Annotated in this window: 16 protein-coding genes; 6 read left to right on the forward strand and 10 right to left on the reverse strand. The window is 63.4% G+C overall.

Annotated elements, in window-relative coordinates; translation table 11 throughout:
• Positions 1 to 461: 461 nt before the first annotated feature.
• The 5 genes from JOH52_RS01990 to hisS form a co-directional block, all read right to left on the reverse strand.
• The gene (locus JOH52_RS01990) at positions 462 to 1679 is read right to left on the reverse strand and encodes an NAD(P)/FAD-dependent oxidoreductase (protein ID WP_010968822.1); all 1218 of its coding nucleotides are present in this window, start codon (positions 1677 to 1679) and stop codon (positions 462 to 464) included.
• 87 nt (positions 1680 to 1766) lie between these two features.
• Positions 1767 to 2474, reverse strand: a complete 708-nt coding sequence (locus JOH52_RS01995; RefSeq protein ID WP_026029796.1) for a glutathione binding-like protein — start codon at positions 2472 to 2474, stop codon at positions 1767 to 1769.
• 119 nt (positions 2475 to 2593) lie between these two features.
• Positions 2594 to 3289: an ATP phosphoribosyltransferase gene (gene hisG / locus JOH52_RS02000; protein ID WP_010968819.1), complete on the reverse strand. Its 696-nt coding sequence runs from the start codon at positions 3287 to 3289 to the stop codon at positions 2594 to 2596.
• Positions 3286 to 4425 (reverse strand): ATP phosphoribosyltransferase regulatory subunit, encoded by a 1140-nt coding sequence (locus JOH52_RS02005; protein ID WP_010968818.1) that lies wholly within the window; start codon positions 4423 to 4425, stop codon positions 3286 to 3288. Before JOH52_RS02005 ends, hisG begins: the two co-directional genes overlap by 4 nt.
• 5 nt (positions 4426 to 4430) lie before the next feature.
• A complete protein-coding gene (hisS, locus tag JOH52_RS02010; protein WP_010968817.1) occupies positions 4431 to 5945 on the reverse strand; it encodes a histidine--tRNA ligase in 1515 nt (504 codons plus the stop codon).
• A gap of 232 nt (positions 5946 to 6177) precedes the next feature.
• On the opposite strand from hisS, the gene JOH52_RS02015 reads away from it, so the two are divergent.
• From JOH52_RS02015 to JOH52_RS02025, 3 genes are all read left to right on the forward strand, one after another.
• Entirely contained in the window at positions 6178 to 6603 is a 426-nt protein-coding gene (locus JOH52_RS02015) for a hypothetical protein (protein WP_010968816.1), read from the forward strand.
• Positions 6604 to 6676: 73 nt separating this feature from the next.
• Positions 6677 to 7063 (forward strand): CopM family metallochaperone, encoded by a 387-nt coding sequence (gene copM, locus JOH52_RS02020; RefSeq protein ID WP_010968815.1) that lies wholly within the window; start codon positions 6677 to 6679, stop codon positions 7061 to 7063.
• A gap of 189 nt (positions 7064 to 7252) precedes the next feature.
• Positions 7253 to 8710, forward strand: a complete 1458-nt coding sequence (locus JOH52_RS02025) for an NCS1 family nucleobase:cation symporter-1 (RefSeq protein WP_014529064.1) — start codon at positions 7253 to 7255, stop codon at positions 8708 to 8710.
• Between the two features lie 74 nt (positions 8711 to 8784).
• Here the strand turns inward: JOH52_RS02025 and JOH52_RS02030 are convergent, their stop codons facing one another.
• Positions 8785 to 9420: a DNA-3-methyladenine glycosylase I gene (locus JOH52_RS02030; RefSeq protein ID WP_010968813.1), complete on the reverse strand. Its 636-nt coding sequence runs from the start codon at positions 9418 to 9420 to the stop codon at positions 8785 to 8787.
• A 285-nt stretch (positions 9421 to 9705) separates the two neighbouring features.
• Here JOH52_RS02030 and JOH52_RS02035 point away from each other — a divergent pair, with 285 nt between their 5' ends.
• Both JOH52_RS02035 and JOH52_RS02040 read left to right on the forward strand, forming a co-directional pair.
• The gene (locus tag JOH52_RS02035; RefSeq protein WP_010968812.1) at positions 9706 to 10446 is read left to right on the forward strand and encodes a L,D-transpeptidase; all 741 of its coding nucleotides are present in this window, start codon (positions 9706 to 9708) and stop codon (positions 10444 to 10446) included.
• Between the two features lie 190 nt (positions 10447 to 10636).
• Positions 10637 to 11332 carry a L,D-transpeptidase gene (locus JOH52_RS02040; RefSeq protein WP_013844076.1) on the forward strand — a complete coding sequence of 232 codons (696 nt, stop codon included), beginning with the start codon at positions 10637 to 10639 and terminating at the stop codon, positions 11330 to 11332.
• Between the two features lie 238 nt (positions 11333 to 11570).
• On the opposite strand, the gene glcF is transcribed toward JOH52_RS02040, so the two are convergent.
• The 3 genes from glcF to JOH52_RS02055 form a co-directional block, all read right to left on the reverse strand.
• On the reverse strand, positions 11571 to 12935 hold the full coding sequence (glcF, locus tag JOH52_RS02045; RefSeq protein WP_013844075.1) for a glycolate oxidase subunit GlcF: 1365 nt from the start codon (positions 12933 to 12935) through the stop codon (positions 11571 to 11573).
• A 62-nt stretch (positions 12936 to 12997) separates the two neighbouring features.
• A complete protein-coding gene (glcE, locus tag JOH52_RS02050; protein WP_010968809.1) occupies positions 12998 to 14215 on the reverse strand; it encodes a glycolate oxidase subunit GlcE in 1218 nt (405 codons plus the stop codon).
• Positions 14212 to 15651 carry an FAD-linked oxidase C-terminal domain-containing protein gene (locus JOH52_RS02055; RefSeq protein ID WP_010968808.1) on the reverse strand — a complete coding sequence of 480 codons (1440 nt, stop codon included), beginning with the start codon at positions 15649 to 15651 and terminating at the stop codon, positions 14212 to 14214. Before JOH52_RS02055 ends, glcE begins: the two co-directional genes overlap by 4 nt.
• Positions 15652 to 15850: 199 nt before the next feature.
• On the opposite strand from JOH52_RS02055, the gene JOH52_RS02060 reads away from it, so the two are divergent.
• Positions 15851 to 16747: a LysR family transcriptional regulator gene (locus JOH52_RS02060; protein WP_010968807.1), complete on the forward strand. Its 897-nt coding sequence runs from the start codon at positions 15851 to 15853 to the stop codon at positions 16745 to 16747.
• 1 nt (position 16748) lies between these two features.
• On the opposite strand, the gene JOH52_RS02065 is transcribed toward JOH52_RS02060, so the two are convergent.
• Positions 16749 to 18017, reverse strand: coding sequence for a DUF3422 family protein (locus tag JOH52_RS02065; protein WP_010968806.1), 1269 nt, complete (start codon positions 18015 to 18017; stop codon positions 16749 to 16751).
• Between the last annotated feature and the right edge of the window lie 126 nt (positions 18018 to 18143).

Consider the following 18143-nt stretch of genomic DNA (forward strand, 5'->3'; position numbering starts at 1 on the left):
GGCGGCTCTCGAGCCGCCCTTTTTGTTTAACGCCGCCGGCCACGAAGCAGAGATCGCGAAGGCCGCCAGCGGTTTCCATGTTCGGCGCTTACCGCTTCCATTTGGTTTCCGTAGGTCTTATTGCTCCGGCCCCCGCCACAATCCGCGGAAATATAAGTTGGCTGCCACGTCTGGCCCTCGGGAGGGGCCGTTGCCGCGGAGAAATCCGGCTGGCTCTCGCTTCCAGTTATGCAGTCTGCCGACGGCATCGTTCGGGATAGGTGAAGGTCAAGCCGCTTGTCGTCTCCCCCACAAGGGGGAGAATATTTGCGGCGGGCTCTCGCTTCCGCTTCTGCGTTCTGCCCGTGGCATCGTTTGGGCATGTGAAGTCAAAACCGCTTATCTGCCCCAAGGCAATGGTCCCGCGAGAGGATCAGATGGTATATGCCCTAGTTGCAGCGCAGACGGCGGCATCGCGGCTACTATACAAGCAATGCCTTCAGATCGACCTGCGGATCCGCGAGCAGCAAACGGTCCGGCGTGGCCCCCGCCTCGAGAAGCTTCTTCCCCGTCACATAGGCCTTGGCGTCGTTGATCGCATCGACCGCGATCAGTTTGCCCTGGCGGAAATACCAGACCGAGACGCTGCCCTGACGCTGGCCCTGGCGGACGAGCGTTTCGTCGTGGCCGAGGCCGAAGCCGGCGATCTGCAGTTTGACGTCGTACTGGTCGGACCAGAACCATGGCTTCGGATCGTAGGGATCGGTGCCGCCCGCAAGAACCGCGGCAACCGCTTCCGCCTGATCGACGGCATTCTGCACGGATTCGAGGCGGATTCGCATGCCGTCCCACGGCAGGACGGCGCAGTCGCCCATGGCGACGATCGTTGGATCGGAGGTCCGGCCATGGCTGTCGACGACAATGCCATTTGCGGTTTCGATGCCGGCTTCGTGCGCCAGCGCATCATTCGCCGCCACGCCGATGCCGACGATCACGATGTCGACGGGAATGACGGAGCCGTCGGAGAGTTCCGCCGCCGTCACGCGGCCGTTGTCGCCGATCAGACGATGGAGCCCGGTGCGCTCACGTATGTCGACGCCGTGAGAGCGGTGGATTTCGCGGACGATCGCCGAGGTGGCGGCGGAGGCGACGCGCTGAAGGATCCGATCGGCCATTTCGATGACCGTGACCTCAAGCCCCGAAGTCCGGGCAACCGCCGCAGCCTCGAGGCCGATATAACCGCCACCGACGACCAGCACCCGCCGGCCGGGCTGCATCTCCTCTGCCAGCCGATCGGCATCCCGGAAATCGCGCACGACGAAAACGCCCGCGAGATCGCCGCCCACCGCAGCCGGCAGCCGGCGCGGCGTGGCGCCGGTCGCGAAGGCAAGCGTCTCATAGGTGAGCATCGAGCCGTCGCTCAGCGCTACCTGCTTTGCGAGACGATCGACCCGCGTCACCGTCGTGGAAAGGCGAATGTCGATCTCGTGCTCCGCATACCAGGCCTCCGGCCGGTAAAGCAGGCGATCGAGGGTCATTTCGCGCAACAGGTATTTCTTGGAGAGCGGCGGCCGCTGGTAGGGCAGGCTCGCTTCGGCGGCGACGACGGTGATCGGACGCATGTCCTTGAGGGCGCGAAGCTTGGCGACCAAAGCGAATGCGGCTTGACCGCCACCGACAACAACAAGTCTTCCCGACACCTGCTCCACCTCAATCGTCTCTGCTCATCGCTATCCTCCCGGCCGGCGTCCGGTCAATCTCCGGCCGGAAGGCTCCGCGCTCTTGATCTACTCCTTGCGCGGGATCTCCATGCCCTTCTGGGCCGCAGGGCGTGCCAGGCCGCGATCCACCCAGTCCATGACATTCGGGAAGCTCTTATAGTCGAGCACCTCGGCGCCACCATAGAACTTCCGCGCCCCTTCCACCCAGGGATAGGTCGCGATGTCGGCGATGGTGTATTCCTCCCCCATCAGCCATTGACGGCCCTCGAGCCGCGCTTCGAGGACGCCGAGAAGACGCTTCGCTTCGTCGCGATAGCGTTGAACGGGATAGGGGTTGTTGGCGACCTTGTCGGCGGCAAATTTGAAGAAATGGCCGAACTGCCCGAACATCGGTCCGATGCCGCCCATCTGGAACATGACCCAGCACAGCGTCTCGTAGCGGCGGGCCGCGTCCGCCGGAAGGAGTTTGCCGGTCTTTTCCGCAAGATAGATCAGGATCGCGCCGGATTCGAACAAGCCGATCGGCTTTCCGTCCGGTCCGTTCGGATCGATGATCGCCGGAATGCGGCCGTTCGGATTGAGCGACAGGAATTCGGGCGACTTCTGCTCGTTGGTATCGAAGGAAATGCGGTGCGCCTCATAGGCCAGGCCCAGTTCTTCGAGGGCAATCGAGACCTTCACGCCATTCGGCGTCGGGAGCGAATAGAGCTGGATGATATCGGGATTTTTCGCCGGCCAGCGTGCCGTGATCGGAAACGAGGAAAGATCAGCCATGACGGATGCCTCTAGGTGGGAAATCGAAAGGGTGTCTGCCGCCCCAACATAGGGAGCGCCGGTTGCATTTGTCAGGGTGGAAGGCAAATTGCCGGCCTTCACCTTCGCCGTCCTCGCGCTCAGAGCACCGCCCGCACGGCAGCAACGATCCGGTCGATCACGGGATTACCCTCGTGGGTGGCCTTGCGCGCCCGCACCAGGCAGGCCTCGGAGCGCAGGATCACACCGTCCGAAAGGATCTTCAGATGGTTGGCCTTGAGCGTCGATCCCGTCGAGGTGATGTCGACGATGATGTCGGCTGAGCCGGATGCCGGCGCGCCTTCGGTCGCTCCCAGGCTCTCGACGATGCGGTAGAGCTGGATGCCGTGGCTGCCCGAGAAGAATTGCTGCGTCAGCCGCCAGTATTTGGTGGCGATCGCCAGCCGCCGGCCGTGGCGCGCGCGGAAGTCCGCGGCGACATCGCCGAGGTCGGCCATGGTGTCGACGTCATACCAGATCTCGGGAACCGCGACGACCACATCGGCGTGACCGAAGCCGAGCCGGGCGGCGAAGTCCACACGGGCATCGGCGTCCGCCAGGCCTTCGCGCACGAGGTCCTCGCCCGTGACGCCGAAATCGACCGCGCCGCTGCCGATCTCACGGGCGATTTCCGAGGCCGACAAATAGGCGATCTCGACGTCGTCCCATCCTTCAACGCGGCCCCGATAGGACCGGTCGCTGCCGACCGCCGCAATCTTCATCCCGGCGCGTTCGAAGATCGCCGAGGCCTCATCTTTCATTCGCCCCTTGGAGGGCAGCGCAATGGTGACGGTCATTCCGCCCTCCCCGCAGCGATCGCCTGTTCTATCCGGTCGAGCCAGAGCGAAAAGCCGACGGCCGGAATATGCTCGCGGGCGCCGAGCAAGGTCAGGAGGCGGTCGAACCGGCCGCCGCCGGCGAGCACCGCCGGCGTGCCTTCGACCCCGATTTCGAAGACGAGCCCGGTGTAGTAATCAAGCGGCCGTCCGAAGGCGGCGCGGTAGCGCATCAGACCGGGATCGGCGCCGGCCCTTGCAAGCGCGGCCACGCGCGCATCGAAGAGCGCCAGCGCATCATCGATCTTCAGGCGCGCCTTGCCGGCGAAGCGGTGGAGCGCCGCCGGAGCATCGGCGAGCGGCAGATCGAGAGCCAGGAAGGCGCGCATGACGCCGAGCGCTTCCTTGTCCAGTCGGATGGCGGCGAGTTCGACCTTTTCCTTCAGGCGCCGCGCTATGTCGCGGGGCGAGCGGCCCGCATTGGTCGAATAGCCGGTCGCCTTCATCGTCTCGCCGATATGGGCGACGAGCCGTTCTTCGTCCTCGAGCATGCCGAGCGCCGCGACGCGCTCGACGTCGTGACCGAAGACGCCGGGCGACTTCGGATCGGCGAGCGCCGCCAGGAGCCGTTCCAACTGCTTTTGATCGCCGAAGGCATGGATGAGGCGCTTCTGCCAGCCCCCGGGCAGGCCGCAGGCTGCAATCACCGCTTCGAACACCGACTGGTCGCCGAGCGTCACTTTCAGCCGCTCGCCCGGCAATCGGTTGGCGAGGACGAACATCGCGTCGCCGACCACGCGGGCGTCAGCAGCGGCCGTATCCGGATCGCCAAGGTCTTCGATGCCCGCCTGATAGAATTCGCTCGATCCTTCGCGGCGCTGCCGGAACACCTCGCCCAGATAGGCGTAGCGCTGCGGCGTGCCGGTTGCGGTCTCGATATGCCGGAGGCAGACGGGAATGGTGAACTCGGGGCGCAGGCAAAGGCTCTCGCCGGTCTCGCTCTCGGTCATGAAGATGCGCCGGCGCAGATCTTCGCCGGCCATATCGAGGAAAGGCTCCGCCGGCTGGATGACCGGCGTATCGACGCGCAGCGTGTTCCGGCGCTCGAAGTCCGCAAGGAGGTCGCCGGCAAAGGCGGGAAGATTGATCAGAGGCATTGCGGTCAGCCCGCCCTTTTCCGGTCCTCGGCCTGTTCCGCCAGAATTTGGCGTACCTTCGCGACGAGTTCGCCTTCCGGAACGGAAACCTGCGCGACACGCGCCTCGCGCCAGGCGACATTATCCTCGATCTCGCCCGAGAGCCGCTTGCCTTCGATCAGGTCCTTGATCTGCACGACGCCGGAGGCGCGCTCGTCACCCCCCTGGATCACGGCGATCGGCGATCCCCGACGGTCGGCATATTTGAGCTGATCGCCGAAGTTCTTCTTGTTGCCCTGGTACATTTCGGCGCGGATCCCGGCATGGCGAAGATCCTGCACGAAGCGCTGGTAGCGCCCCATGCTTTCGATATCGCGATCCATCACGCAAACGACAACCGGAGCGGTGACCTGTTCGGCGCCCAGCTTGCCGAGATTCTTGAGTGCGGTCATCAGCCGCGAAACGCCGATCGAGAAGCCGGTCGCCGGCACCGGCTGTCCCATGAAGCGCGACACGAGGCCGTCGTAGCGGCCGCCGCCGCCGACGGAGCCGAAGACGACCTTCTCGCCCTTTTCATTGGTGACGGCGAACTGCAACTCCGCTTCGAAGACCGGGCCGGTATAATATTCGAGGCCGCGCACCACCGACGGGTCGATCTTGATGCGGTCCGCCTCGTAGCCGGCGCTGAGTACGAGACCGCGGATCGTGTTCAACTCGTTGACGCCCTCGGCGCCGCGAGCCGTTCCGGCGACGAGCGCCGCCAGTTCGTCCGCGCTCCTGGCATAGTCGGTGATCCCAACGAAGAACAGGATCTTGCCGATCTGCTCCTCGTTGAGCCCGGCGCCCTTGGTGAAGTCGCCGCTCTCGTCCTTGCGCCCTTCGCCCAGCAACAGCCGCACGCCTTCCGGACCGAACTTGTCGAGCTTGTCGATGGCGCGCAGCACCGTCAGCCGCGTATTCGTCTGCTCGACTCCGCCGAGACCGATCGCCTCCAGGACGCCGTCGAGGACCTTGCGGTTGTTGACGCGGATCACGTAATCGCCGCGGGCAATGCCGAGCGCCTCCATCGTGTCGGCCATCATCATGCACATTTCGGCATCGGCCTGCACGCCGGCGGCACCGACCGTGTCGGCATCGAACTGCATGAACTGGCGGAAGCGGCCCGGGCCCGGCTTCTCGTTGCGGAAAACGTAACCGGCGCGATAGGTACGATAGGGAAGCTGGATTTCATTGAAATTCTCGGCCACGTGACGTGCGAGAGGCGCGGTCAGATCGTAGCGCAGGCTCAGCCACTGGTCGTCGTCGTCGGTCAGCGAAAAGACGCCTTCATTCGGCCGGTCGCTGTCGGGCAGGAACTTGCCGAGCGCGTCGGTATATTCGAAGAGCGGCGTTTCCACCGGATCGAAGCCGTAGCGTTCATAGACCTCGCGGATTTTCGCGATCATCTCGTCGACGGCGCGAATGTCCGCGGCCGACCGGTCGACGAAGCCGCGCGGCAGGCGTGCCCTGAGCTTCTGCGTTTTCTTCTGTTTTTCATTCATTGAAAGCATTCCGGACTTCAAGCTTGGTCGGTGCCTTCCCTACCGGATCATGGCAGGGGCGGCAAGGGCGGCGACAAGCCGCGAGACCGCGCGCGTGCGGGCTTCCGGAACATTGCGGCGTTGCATGCGTTCCTGCGCCAAAGCTGCGATCACAATGCCGTGATTGTATATCTTACCGTTTACGCGTATAAGTTACGCAGCAGATCGAGCGCGAGTTTGGGGACTGAGCGATATGCTGAACTTCATGACACCGGGATCCGGAGCCATAAAGCCTTTGAGTCCGGAGACGCACAGAGCCTGGACCCGCCGCGTCTCGCAGGCGGGCTGCCTGGTGGAGCCGTGGCGCTGCGACCTTTCCAGCGGCGCCTTCATGATAGGTTCCAAAACCGCCGCCCTCCTCGGACTGCGGCGCAATCCCTGCGGCATCATCGACCTTGTCAGGGCCTATGACAGAGGCGACCGGTCCACGATCCTGAATATTCTGGAACAGGCGACGGAAAGCTCCTCGTCCTTCTGCTTCTCGACCACCGTCCGCGGCGCAACGGGACATCCTTCCCCGCTTTATTGCATCGGCAATTCGACACTTACGGACGAGGGCGCAGAGGGTTCGCTCGAAGGCGTGTTCGCGCTACCCGAGACTGAAAAACCGAACGCGTAACGGCGCGTGCCAATTTCCATCATCTTTGCATTCTGTCCCCCCGTCAGCGGCGGACTCGATGAAAGGAAACGATATGGTCCCCAAACGATTCATGGCTGCCCTGTTTCTCGCCGCCACATTCGCTGCTGCTCCCGCGCTCGCGCAGGAGACCGACCACGGCAGCATGCATCACGGTTCGGCAGAAAGCGGCGCGGCGGGTGACGCGTCCCCGTCGAGCAAGGCCTTCGCCGAGGCGAACGCCAAGATGCACAAGGACATGGACATCGCCTTCAGCGGCAATGCCGATCTCGATTTCGTACGCGCCATGATCGCTCACCACCAGGGAGCGATCGACATGGCGAAGGTCGAGCTCGAACACGGCAAGGACGAAGCAATCCGCAAACTCGCCGATGACATCATCAAGGCACAGGAAGCAGAGATCAGGATGATGAAGGAATGGCTGGCCCACAATGGCGGCTAGAGCACCGTTAGGGACGTGCGCAGCCTTTTCTGTTCAAAGAAGACCGGGACGAACGTTTAACGTGACGAACGGAAAGATTTTCGCGTTTGGACCCGGTGCCACTCGGCTCCGAGGCGGCACCGATATTGACAGTGGGCCGCAAGCTCCTCTTCCATAGGCACAGGTGCCATGACGTCAAGAGGGGAAACGATGACGATACCACCCGGTGCATCTCCACAATTGTACAACGAAGACCTCGCGCCCGCCAAAGAACGCAACTGGGGCGCATTCTCCATTTTCAACGTCTGGACATCGGACGTGCACAGCCTTTGGGGATATTATCTCGCCGCCAGCCTGTTTCTCTTCTGCGGAAGCTTCATGAACTTCCTCCTGGCCATCGGCATCGGCTCGCTCATCATCTTCTTCCTGATGCAGCTTGTCGGCGTTGCCGGCGTGCGCACCGGTGTGCCATTCCCGGTCCTGGCCCGGGCGTCCTTCGGTATCTGGGGCGCGAACTTCCCGGCAATCGTCCGCGCCATCGTCGCGTGCTTCTGGTACGGTGCGCAGACGGCGGCAGCCTCGGGCGCCATCGTCGCGCTGCTTGTCCGCAATGAAAGCCTGCTTCAGTTCCACCAGTCGAGCCACATGCTCGGTCATTCCACCCTCGAACTCGTCTGCTACGTCGTCGTTTGGGGTCTTCAACTGCTGATCATCCAGAACGGCATGGAAACGGTTAGAAAATTTCAGGACTGGGCCGGTCCAGCAGTCTGGGTGATGATGCTGCTGCTTGCGATCTATCTCGTCGTCAAGGCTGGCGGCTTCTCGTTCAGCCACACGATCCCGATGGACGTGTTGCTTGAAAAGACCAAGAACGCCGGCGTGCCGGGGGTACCGGGGTCGTTCGCCGCGCTTGGCGCGGTGGCCGCGATCTGGGTCACCTATTTCTCCGCGCTCTATCTCAATTTCTGCGACTTCTCGCGCTACTGCCCGAGCGAACGGTCGCTGAAGGTCGGCAATCTCTGGGGCCTGCCGGTCAACCTCATCCTGTTCTCGCTGGTTGCCGGCGTCACCACCATCGCCGCCTTCAATGTCTATGGCGAGGTGCTGCTGCACCCCGACCAGATTTCGGCCAAGTTCGACAGCTGGTTCCTGGCGCTGCTCGCCGCGCTGACCTTCGCGGTGGCGACTCTCGGCATCAACGTCGTCGCCAACTTCGTCTCGCCCGCCTTCGACTTCGCCAACGTCTTTCCCAAGCACATCGACTTCAAGAAGGGTGGCTATATCGCGGCGCTGATCGCCCTCGCGCTCTATCCCTTCGCGCCTTGGGAAGGGGGGGCTGCGCACTTCGTCAACATGATCGGTAATACGATGGGCCCGATCTTCGGCGTCATGATGGTCGACTACTACCTCATCCGAAAGGGCCGCGTGGATGTGGAGGCGCTCTACCGCGAAGACGGCGAGTTCCGCTTCGAGAACGGCTGGCACGTCAACGCGCTGATCGCCGCCGGCATCGGGATCGTCTTCTCCTCGATCCTGCCGGGGCTTACATCCGTCATGCCGGCCTGGTGGGGTGTCTACGGCTGGTTCTTCGGCGTCGCCATAGCCGGTGCGATATACTACGCGCTCCGCTCCTTCAAATCGGCCAGGCCATACCCGGCCCAACCCTGATGGTTTAATCGCTGTCAGAGAACATCGCCCTCTCCATCGAACGGGGAGGGCGATGTCCTTACCGGATGCGGCAATCAGGCCGCCGGACGTGCGAAGCGCCGGCGCAGGTCCTCTATCGGCGCGCGGCAGAAGCAGCCCTCGATATGGTCGTTGACGAGGCCCATCGCCTGCATGAAGGCATAGACGGTCGTCGGGCCGACAAAGGTCCAGCCGCGCTTCTTCAGATCCTTCGAAATCCGCACCGAGGCCGGCGTCGTCGGATTGGCGATGAGGGTCTCGAAATCGACGATCTGCGGACGCTCGCTTCCATCGGGCTCATGCGACCAGAAATAGGAGGCCAGTGAACCGAATTCCGCGCGCAGTTCCTTCGCGCGGCGCGCATTGTTGATGGTCGATACGATCTTGCCGCGATGGCGGACGATGCCGGCATCGGCGAGGCAACGCTCGACGTCCTCCTCGCCGAACTCGGCGACCTTGTCGAAGTCGAAGCCCGCAAATGCGGCGCGAAACGCATCACGCTTTCTCAGGATCGTCAGCCAGGAGAGGCCCGACTGAAAGCCTTCGAGGCAGATCTTTTCGAACAACCTGTGATCGTCGGCGACCGGCCGGCCCCATTCTTCGTCGTGATAGCGGCGGTAATCCTCCAGATTGCCGTGCCAAGCACAGCGATCAAGACCGTCGTCCCCCGTAATCAAGCCCCTGGCTGCCATTTCGCCTCTCTCCATCGTTTCTCTTTTGTTCCGTTTACCATTTGCAAACCACATCGATAAAGAGGCGAATAACCCTACCCAAAGCTTTATTGCCGCGGCCGCCCTTCAGCGCGGCGCCGTTTACCGTTCGGTTGCGGACAGGTGAGAGCATCGCGCAATTGCCGGAGCACTGGAACGCGCATGCGATTTCCCGAGCTCCGCCCCATTGAATTGAACGAAAGGCCTGGGCGGGACAACTCACCCGGGCTCCTCCAGATTGTTCCGGCCAAGTAGCGAGTCCGTCCGATGCTCAAGAAATCCCTTTGTCTTGCCGCATGCTTATTCTCGATCCTTTCCGGGGTTGCAGGCGCGCAGGACCGTTATCAAAACCGTCCGCCCGTCATCGTCAGCCCGGATCTGACCGCCCCCTGGGTGATGCAGCTGACGGGCGAGCGCGTGGTCTATCGCCAGCAGGTACCCAAGACCACCCGAAAGCGGCTTGAGCGGCGCGAGCTCAGCCGCCGCCCCGCCAACGCAGCCGTTCAGCCAGCCTCGATCGCGCGCAGGCAGAAGCCTGCAAAGTCGCAAATCGATCCGCAGTTCCTCCCGCAGATGATCGCTTACGAGACGAAGGAGAAGCCCGGGACCATCGTCATCGACACCAACAACCGCTTTCTCTATCTCGTCACCGGCAACGGCGAGGCGCGGCGCTACGGCGTCGGCGTCGGCAAGCCGGGCTTCGAATGGGCCGGAGAGCACAGGATCACGCGCAAGGCCGAGTGGCCCAACTGGACGCCCCCGCAGGAAATGATCGCGCGCGAGGCAGCCCGGGGTCACTATCTGCCAGCCCGGATGGACGGCGGCCCGGAGAATCCGCTCGGCGCTCGCGCCATGTATCTAGGCTCGACGCTCTATCGCATCCACGGCACCAATGCACCGTGGACGATCGGCTACGGCGTTTCCTCCGGCTGTATCCGCATGCGCAACGAGGATGTGGTCGATCTTTATGAGAGGGTGAAGGTCGGCACAAAAGTCATCGTGATATAGCGACTATGGATGCACAATACTTCTTCCGCGTTTTCTCTCTTCAACTCCCAAAAACGTGGTTTTGAAGCAACAGATGTTCCCTCAGATACAAGTCTTACCGAAATCGCCGCACTATAGAATGTATCGCGGGCGTCCACTTGCGGTTAAATCGCGTGGCTTGCTTGCAACGAGGGTTCAGAGGGAATCGTAAATGAGACGTCATGTCACGGGGATGGCCGCGCTTGCAGTCGCGGCCGCTGCTCTTCTTATTTCCGCAAACGCTTCGGCATTCAGCCCGGCCGATATTGCCGGCGCGGGCGTAAAGCGTTCCGACATCATTCAGGTCGCCAAGCAGAAGAAGCCACCTCAGAGATATTGGCGCACCAAGGTGCGCTTCCGCACGGACGAGGCCCCCGGCACCATCATCGTCGATACCAACAGCAAGTATCTTTATTACATCGATGGCCCCAACCGGGCGACGCGCTATGGCATCGGCGTCGGCCGCGACGGTTTCGGCTGGTCCGGTGTCGTCAAGGTTGGCCGAAAGGCCGAGTGGCCGAGCTGGACGCCGCCGGCCGAGATGCGTGTGCGAGAAAGAGCGAAGGGTCGGATCCTGCCCATCACCCAGCCCGGAGGCATCGACAATCCACTCGGCGCCCGCGCGCTCTATCTCTACAAGGGCGGCCGCGACACGATCTTCCGTATCCACGGGACCAACCAGCCCTGGACCATCGGTCAGAACATGTCCTCGGGCTGCATCCGGATGATGAACGAGGATGTCGAACACCTCTATGAGCGTGCCGGCATCGGCACGAAAGTCGTCGTCATCGGCCCCGGCAGCAAGCCCGGCGACACCTATTTCGACGATCGCGGCGTCGACATTTTCCGCACGATTTTCGGCGGTTGACGGCCGGAAGGGAGGGCCGCACCGGCAGGATTCCTTCGACGTCCGGTTTACGCCGCGTGTGGCCCCTCATCCCGCTGCCGCGACCTTCTCCCCGTCTGACGGGGAGAAGGAACAAGCGGCTGCGCTAGCAATTCTCCCGCACCGATGAGGAGGTAGAGCGCGCAGCGAGTCCCTTCGCCCCGCTTGCGGGGAGAAGGTGCCGGCAGGCGGATGAGGGGGCCTGCTCACCCCCTGACTGTCACAACCCCGCCGGCTTCGGGCCGCCATAGGCCCAGTCGAGCAGCTCCACCGTGTGCAGGATCGGTATCTCCGTGCCGCTGGCGATCTGCGTGATGCAGCCGATATTGCCGGTAGCGATCACTTCAGGCTTGGTCGCCTCTATATTTCTGACCTTCCGCGCCTTCAGCTTCGCCGAGATCTCAGGCTGCAGGATGTTGTAGGTTCCGGCCGAACCGCAACAGAGATGCCCCTCCGCCGGCTCGCGAACCGAAAAGCCCGCCCGTTTCAGGAGCTGCTTCGGTGCCGAGGTGATTTTCTGTCCATGCTGCATCGAGCAGGCGGAGTGGTAGGCAACGGTGAGATTCCGTGCCCCCTGCTCCGGCAGGTCGAGGGTCGCGAGATATTCGGTGACGTCCTTGGCCAGCGCGGAAACCCTCGCAGCCTTTTCCGCATATGCCGGATCTAGTCGCAGCATATGACCGTAATCCTTGATCGTCGTGCCGCAGCCGGATGCGGTAATGATGATGGCGTCGAGCCCATCCTCCTCCGCCGCCTTCAGCCAGACATCGATGTTGTGCCGGCCAGCCTGCAGTGCCTGCTCGTCCCGTCCCATGTGATGGACGAGCGCCCCGCAACAGCCCTCTCCCGCCGAAACGACCACCTCGACCCCCTGGCCCGTGAGCAGACGGATGGTCGCATCGTTGATTTCCGGCCGCAGCACCGGCTGCGCGCAGCCGGTCAGAAGCGCAACGCGGGCGCGCGGCGTGCCCTTTGCCGCGTAGACAGCCGGTTTTGCCCCACGCGCTGCCGGCAGCGCGCTCGGCGCCAGATCGAGCATGACGCCGAAGGTCCTGAGGAAGGGAACCCTCTTCAGCAATCCGGCGAGCGGGCGCGCAAGACCGGCAGCCCCGAGCGCCAGCCGGAACCGTGACGGATAAGGAAGAGTGGCGGCAATGACGGAGCGGGCGAGCCGGTCCTTGAACGGCCGCTTATAGGTCTTCTCGATATGGGCACGGGCGTGGTCGACGAGATGCATGTAGTCGACGCCCGAAGGACAGGTGGTGAGGCATGAAAGACACGAGAGACAGCGGTCGATATGGGTGACGGTCTCGCTGTCTGCCGCACGGCCGTTTTCGAGCATGTCCTTGATCAGGTAGATTCGCCCGCGCGGACTGTCGAGTTCGTCGCCGAGGACCACATAGGTCGGACAGGTGGCCGTGCAGAAACCGCAATGCACGCATTTGCGCAGGATCGTTTCGGATTCGGCGACATGCGGGTCGGCGAGCTGCTCAGGGGAGAAGTTGGTCTGCAACCGAGTACTCCATGTGGCGCCTTGCGGCCTTTGGATCACTTTGATCTCCGTCGGGCTGGCCGGAAATCGCATGATCGATTCTCTTCGTCTTAGGCCGATCTTTTAGACCGCACGATGGCGAAAGGCCCCTTCGCCTAGTTCCGGACCAACGCTGCTGCGCGCCCCGGATTGAATATGCCCGACGGGTCGAATTGGGCGCGGATGCGTTCCGACAATCGTGCCACGGCCGGGGGCTGCGGTTCAAAGGCCGGAATGCGGCCGCGCGCCTCCTCGCCGGCACGCAGAAGCGCCGCATGTCCGCCACCGACCGCGCCGATATAACGGCGGAGCAGCTCCGCCTCCGGGTCTGCCTCCATGCGCAGCCACACCAGACCGCCCTGCCAGTCGTAGAAGGCATCGACGCCGGTCTGCAGGCGCAATGCGGCGACGAGCTGATGGCCCGCGGAAGGGGCGACCGATATGCGCCACAAAGGCCGTCTGGTGCCATCGGCATAGGGCTTTACGTCGCGGATTTCCGCCCACAGGGTTCTTGTCTGCGCCTCGTCGAGCTGCGATATCCGCCCGAAGCGCGATAGTTTTTCGCCAAGCTTCTCCGCCCGAATGGCAACGGATGCCGCGAGGCCTTCGAGGCGCAGCACCGTTGCGGCGCCATCCGGCAATGCACCGTCGAGAAAGCGGCTTCGCACGCTCTCCGGCAGATGCGACGCACCCGAAACCTCCACCGGCTGCGCCATGGCCTCGGCCATCACCGCGGCGGCTTCCGCATCGTTCAGCCCGGAGACGACGACGGTCGCCGCCGCCGGCGGCAGTGGCAGCACCTTGAAGGTGACTTCGGTCAGAATGCCGAGCGTGCCGTAGGACCCCGCCATGAGCTTGACGAGATCGAGCCCCGTCACGTTCTTCATCACCCGGCCGCCGGCCTTTATGGGTTCTCCCCGGCCGTTGACGAAACGCACCCCGAGCAGGCTGTCGCGAGCGGCACCGGCGACGTAGCGGCGAGGCCCAGAGACATTGGCGGCGAAGACCCCGCCGATCGTCGGTTCGCCCGTCGTTGCGAAAATCGGCCGGTGGTCCATCGGTTCGAAGGAGAGCATCTGGCCCTTGGCGTGCAGTGCCGCCTCGACTTCGGCAACCGGCGTTCCGGCAAGCGCACTCATGGTCATCTCGGCCGGGTCATAGGTGACGATGCCGGAAAGGCGCCTGGTCGAGAGCGTCCTGTCCGCACGCACGGGATTGCCGAGACCTGCGCGCGTGCCGCCGCCGACCACGGCGAGCGTGACGCGTTCGGCCGCCGCGGAACGCACGACGGACGCGATCCCCTCCTCGCTTGCCGGTTCGAAATGGACGATCATGCCGCGGGCCGTCCTTCGAGCGGAAAAACCTTCGACGGGTTCATAAGCCATTGCGGATCGAAGGCGGCGCGCGCCGCCATCTGCTGGCCGAGATCGGCCCTGCTGTACTGGTGCAGCATCAGATCGCGTTTCTCGATGCCGACGCCGTGTTCCCCGGTCAGGCAGCCGCCCGCCTCGACGCAAAGCTTCAGTATGTCGTTGCCGGCAGCTTCCGCGCGGGCAGCTTCCTCCGGATCGTTGATGTTGTAGAGGATCAGCGGATGCATGTTGCCATCGCCGGCATGGAAGACATTCGCTACCCGCAGGCCGTAGCCGGCGACGATCTCCCCGGTCCGGCGCAAGACATGGGAGAGCTGGCTCAGCGGCACCGTTCCGTCCATGCAGATATAGTCGGCAATCCGGCCGGTTGCGCCGAAGGCCGACTTACGCCCCTTCCAGATCAGTGCCGCTTCCAGAGCCGATTGCGATTCCCTGATCGTCATCACGCCGTGGCGGCGGGCGATCTCGATGATGCCGGCGAGCGTCGCATCCATCTCAGCCTCGGAGCCTTCCACTTCGACGATCAGCAATGCTTCGACGTCGAGCGGATAGCCGGCCTGGGCAAAGGCCTCGCAGATCTCGATCGCCGGCCTGTCCATGAATTCGATTGCGACGGGGATGATGCCCGATCCAATGATATCGGCGACGCAGCTGCCGGCGGACTCGGAAGAGGCAAATCCGAAGAGCACGGGCCGCGCACCTTCGGGCTTCGCAATCAGCCGCACCGTCGCTTCCGTGACGATGCCGAGCTGCCCCTCCGAACCGCAGACGAGCCCAAGCAGGTCGTATCCCGGCGCGTCGAGCGCCTTGCCGCCGAGTTCGATCACGGTGCCGTCGAAAAGCACCATCTTGACGCCCAGAAGGTTGTTGGTCGTAACCCCGTACTTCAGACAGTGCGCGCCGCCGGAATTCATCCCGATGTTCCCGCCTATGGTGCAGGCGAGCTGCGAACTCGGATCCGGGGCATAGAAGAAGCCGTCGGCCGAAACCGCATCGGAAATATTGAGATTGGTCACGCCCGCCTGAACCGTCGCCGTGCGGTTGAACAGGTCGATATCCAGGGTGCGCGACATCTTCGACAGACCGACGACGATCGCGTCCTCCTGAGGAATGGCGCCGCCGGAGAGCGAGGTGCCGGCGCCCCGCGGCACGATCGGAATGCCGTAGCGGCTGCAATATTTGAGCACCGCGGCCACGTGCTCCGTCGTCTCGGGAAGAACGACCGCGAGCGGCATCCGCCGATAGGCGATAAACGCATCCGTCTCGAAGGGCTTGAGGCCGCGCTCGTCGCTGATGAGGCCGCCTTCCGGCAACAGATCGGCAAGATCGGCGACGATTTCCCGCCGACGATCGAGGACGGCCTGCCTTGGCTTCAGAAAGCCGATCGTCTCCGGCATGAGCGCCTCCCATTCACAGCAAAGTGGTATTTTTTGCTTACCACTAATGCATGTCGCCCAAAAGTGTGCAGCGGATCTGAGACAAGGACATACACAAACAATGACCTCAGTGCGTCCCGCTCAAACCTTTTATAGAGGTGGACGGACACCCGGCAAATGTTAATGATCTTTTCGCCTTTGGAAACAATGATCAGGATTGATGACGAATCTAGGCGATCTCGAAATTTTCGCGCGGGTGGTGTCGACCGGCAGTATGTCGGCGGCGGGACGCGCGCTCGGCTTTTCCGCAGCCGTGATTTCCAAACGCATCAAGCGGCTCGAAGACAGGCTGGGCGCGCGGCTCCTGCAGCGCACGACGCGGCAGATTTCGCTGACGGAGGCCGGCCAGGGTTTCTATGACCGGGTTCTCGGCATTCTCGCCGGCCTCGAGGAGGCGGAGGCTTATGCCTCCGGCCGCTCCTCCCAGGTCCAGGGGACGCTGCGCATTTCCGCGCCGACCTCCTTCGGCCGCATGCACATCGCGCCGCATCTGACCGGTTTCATGAAGGACCATCCCGACCTGAAGCTGCACATCGTGCTGACCGACGATTTCACCGACATCGTCGCAGAAGGCTTCGACCTCGCCATCCGAATAGGCGAACTCAGCGATTCGAGCCTCGTCGCCCGCAAGCTCGCGCCGGTGCGCCGGCTTCTCTGCGCAGCGCCGAGCTATGTCGCCCGTCATGGAGCGCCGACGGAGATCGGCGAACTCGCGAAGCACATCTGCCTTCCGGCACACAACAACGACAACTGGAAGCTGGAGGGGCCCGACGGCAGCCTCTCCTATCGGCCGGAGGGACCGCTCGTCACCAACTCGTCGGAAATCATCCGCGAAGCGGTGATTGCCGGCGCCGGCATCGCGCTGCGCTCCACCTGGGATATCGGCAGGGAACTTCGGGAGGGGCGACTGGTTCAGGTGCTGCCGCAATGGGAAGGATCGCACAAGCTGACGCTTTCGGCGGTCTATCCGAGCCGGCAATTCCTGCCGGCCAAGGTGCGGCAGTTCATCGACTATCTCGCCGCACTCTACGGGCCGGTGCCCTACTGGGAGCAATAGTCTATCCGTGCTCGTCGTGATGCCGGCGAATGCGCCGCACCACCAGCCAGACCCCGGCGACCGCGAAGGGAACGGCGAGGCCCGTCAGGAGACCTGGATCGACGGGTATTTCATGACTGACGGCCTTGGCGAGGTAGCCGAAGAGCCCGACGACATAATAGGAGATCGCCGCCACCGACAGTCCTTCGACGGTCTGCTGCAGGCGCAATTGCAGCTTGGCGCGGCGATCCATCGAATTCAACAGGGCGCTGTTCTGCCGTTCCAGTTCGACGTCGATCCAGCTTCTCAGGAGAGCCGTAGCGCGGGCGAGCTTGCGCGAAAGGTTCGCCTGCCGCTCCTCGACCGACTGACAGGTGCGCATTGCCGGCGCCAGCCTGCGCTCGAGGAAGGTGCCGATCGTCTCGTAACCGGGCACCGGCGTCTCGGAAAGCGTGCGGATGCGTTCCTGGACAATGCCGTAATAGGCGCGGCTGGCGCCGAAGCGATAAAGGCTGAGGGCGGCACCCGCTTCGAGATCGGCGGCAAGGCGGGTGATCTCCGCCAGCATCTCGTCAGCCTCCTCGCGGACGTTTTCCTTCATGCGCTGCGTCACCGCCGTCAGGCCGTCCTCGGTGCGGCGGATCTCCGGCGACAGCGACTGGGCAAGCGGCAGGCCGAGGATGGCGAGCGTGCGGTAGGTCTCGATGTCGAGCAGGCGCTGCACCAGGGCGCCTGTTCCCGCCTCCGTCATGCCGCGATCGATAACGAGCACCTGGGTCAGCCCGTCGCCGTTCTGGCGAAAGTCGGTCACGAGCACCGCCTGGCCATTCTTGGTTTCGCTGTAACAGAGGCTCGTGGGATCGAAGGCGCCGATGGCCTCGCGGGTGTCCGGCGTATCGGGACGGATTTCCAGACGAATTCCGGAAATCAGCGAGCCCGGGGGCGAAAAACCGTCGCCGAACGGATGGATCGGCACCTCACCGCCGAAGCTTTCCGGCGCGGGCGCGTCCCAGAAATAGGTGGAGAATTCCGTGTGCCGCTCCCAGCGCAGCGTTCCCTGCCCCCAGGGGATCGCGTGGTGATTGGCGTCGCGACCGGGCGGGGCGATGCCGCGCGAGCGCGACAACTCGGACATCACGGCGTGATCGACGATCGACCCGCCCTCCGTCATGAAGGCGAGTTGAAAGATGACGCGCGGAGTCGTCACCAGCGCATAGGGCCGTGAATGAACCTCGCCGAGCGCCTGGGCGCGCAACGGCGCCACCGGAAATGCAAAACTGCCCTTTGGCATGAAGCGCTTCTTCCCCCTCACGCGTTCATCATCACCTTCTTATCAACGGATAAGGTAAAAAGAACAGGGCGCTTTGACGCAGTTCGATCTTTGTCAACACCCGCAGAGTGGACAATCAATTTGACC

It is taken from the genome of Sinorhizobium meliloti (assembly GCF_017876815.1).
GTDB classification, from domain to species: Bacteria; Pseudomonadota; Alphaproteobacteria; order Rhizobiales; family Rhizobiaceae; genus Sinorhizobium; species Sinorhizobium meliloti.

What these genes read in the sequence shown, in the direction of transcription:
- JOH52_RS01995 (WP_026029796.1), bottom strand. Translation starts at nt 2,474, where the DNA reads ATGGCTGATCTTTCCTCGTTTCCGATCACGGCACGCTGGCCGGCGAAA.
- hisG (WP_010968819.1), bottom strand. Translation starts at nt 3,289, where the DNA reads ATGACCGTCACCATTGCGCTGCCCTCCAAGGGGCGAATGAAAGATGAG.
- JOH52_RS02005 (WP_010968818.1), bottom strand. Translation starts at nt 4,425, where the DNA reads ATGCCTCTGATCAATCTTCCCGCCTTTGCCGGCGACCTCCTTGCGGAC.
- hisS (WP_010968817.1), bottom strand. Translation starts at nt 5,945, where the DNA reads ATGAATGAAAAACAGAAGAAAACGCAGAAGCTCAGGGCACGCCTGCCG.
- JOH52_RS02015 (WP_010968816.1), top strand. Translation starts at nt 6,178, where the DNA reads ATGCTGAACTTCATGACACCGGGATCCGGAGCCATAAAGCCTTTGAGT.
- copM (WP_010968815.1), top strand. Translation starts at nt 6,677, where the DNA reads ATGGTCCCCAAACGATTCATGGCTGCCCTGTTTCTCGCCGCCACATTC.
- JOH52_RS02025 (WP_014529064.1), top strand. Translation starts at nt 7,253, where the DNA reads ATGACGATACCACCCGGTGCATCTCCACAATTGTACAACGAAGACCTC.
- JOH52_RS02030 (WP_010968813.1), bottom strand. Translation starts at nt 9,420, where the DNA reads ATGGCAGCCAGGGGCTTGATTACGGGGGACGACGGTCTTGATCGCTGT.
- JOH52_RS02035 (WP_010968812.1), top strand. Translation starts at nt 9,706, where the DNA reads ATGCTCAAGAAATCCCTTTGTCTTGCCGCATGCTTATTCTCGATCCTT.
- JOH52_RS02040 (WP_013844076.1), top strand. Translation starts at nt 10,637, where the DNA reads ATGAGACGTCATGTCACGGGGATGGCCGCGCTTGCAGTCGCGGCCGCT.
- glcF (WP_013844075.1), bottom strand. Translation starts at nt 12,935, where the DNA reads ATGCGATTTCCGGCCAGCCCGACGGAGATCAAAGTGATCCAAAGGCCG.
- glcE (WP_010968809.1), bottom strand. Translation starts at nt 14,215, where the DNA reads ATGATCGTCCATTTCGAACCGGCAAGCGAGGAGGGGATCGCGTCCGTC.
- JOH52_RS02055 (WP_010968808.1), bottom strand. Translation starts at nt 15,651, where the DNA reads ATGCCGGAGACGATCGGCTTTCTGAAGCCAAGGCAGGCCGTCCTCGAT.
- JOH52_RS02060 (WP_010968807.1), top strand. Translation starts at nt 15,851, where the DNA reads ATGACGAATCTAGGCGATCTCGAAATTTTCGCGCGGGTGGTGTCGACC.
- JOH52_RS02065 (WP_010968806.1), bottom strand. Translation starts at nt 18,017, where the DNA reads ATGCCAAAGGGCAGTTTTGCATTTCCGGTGGCGCCGTTGCGCGCCCAG.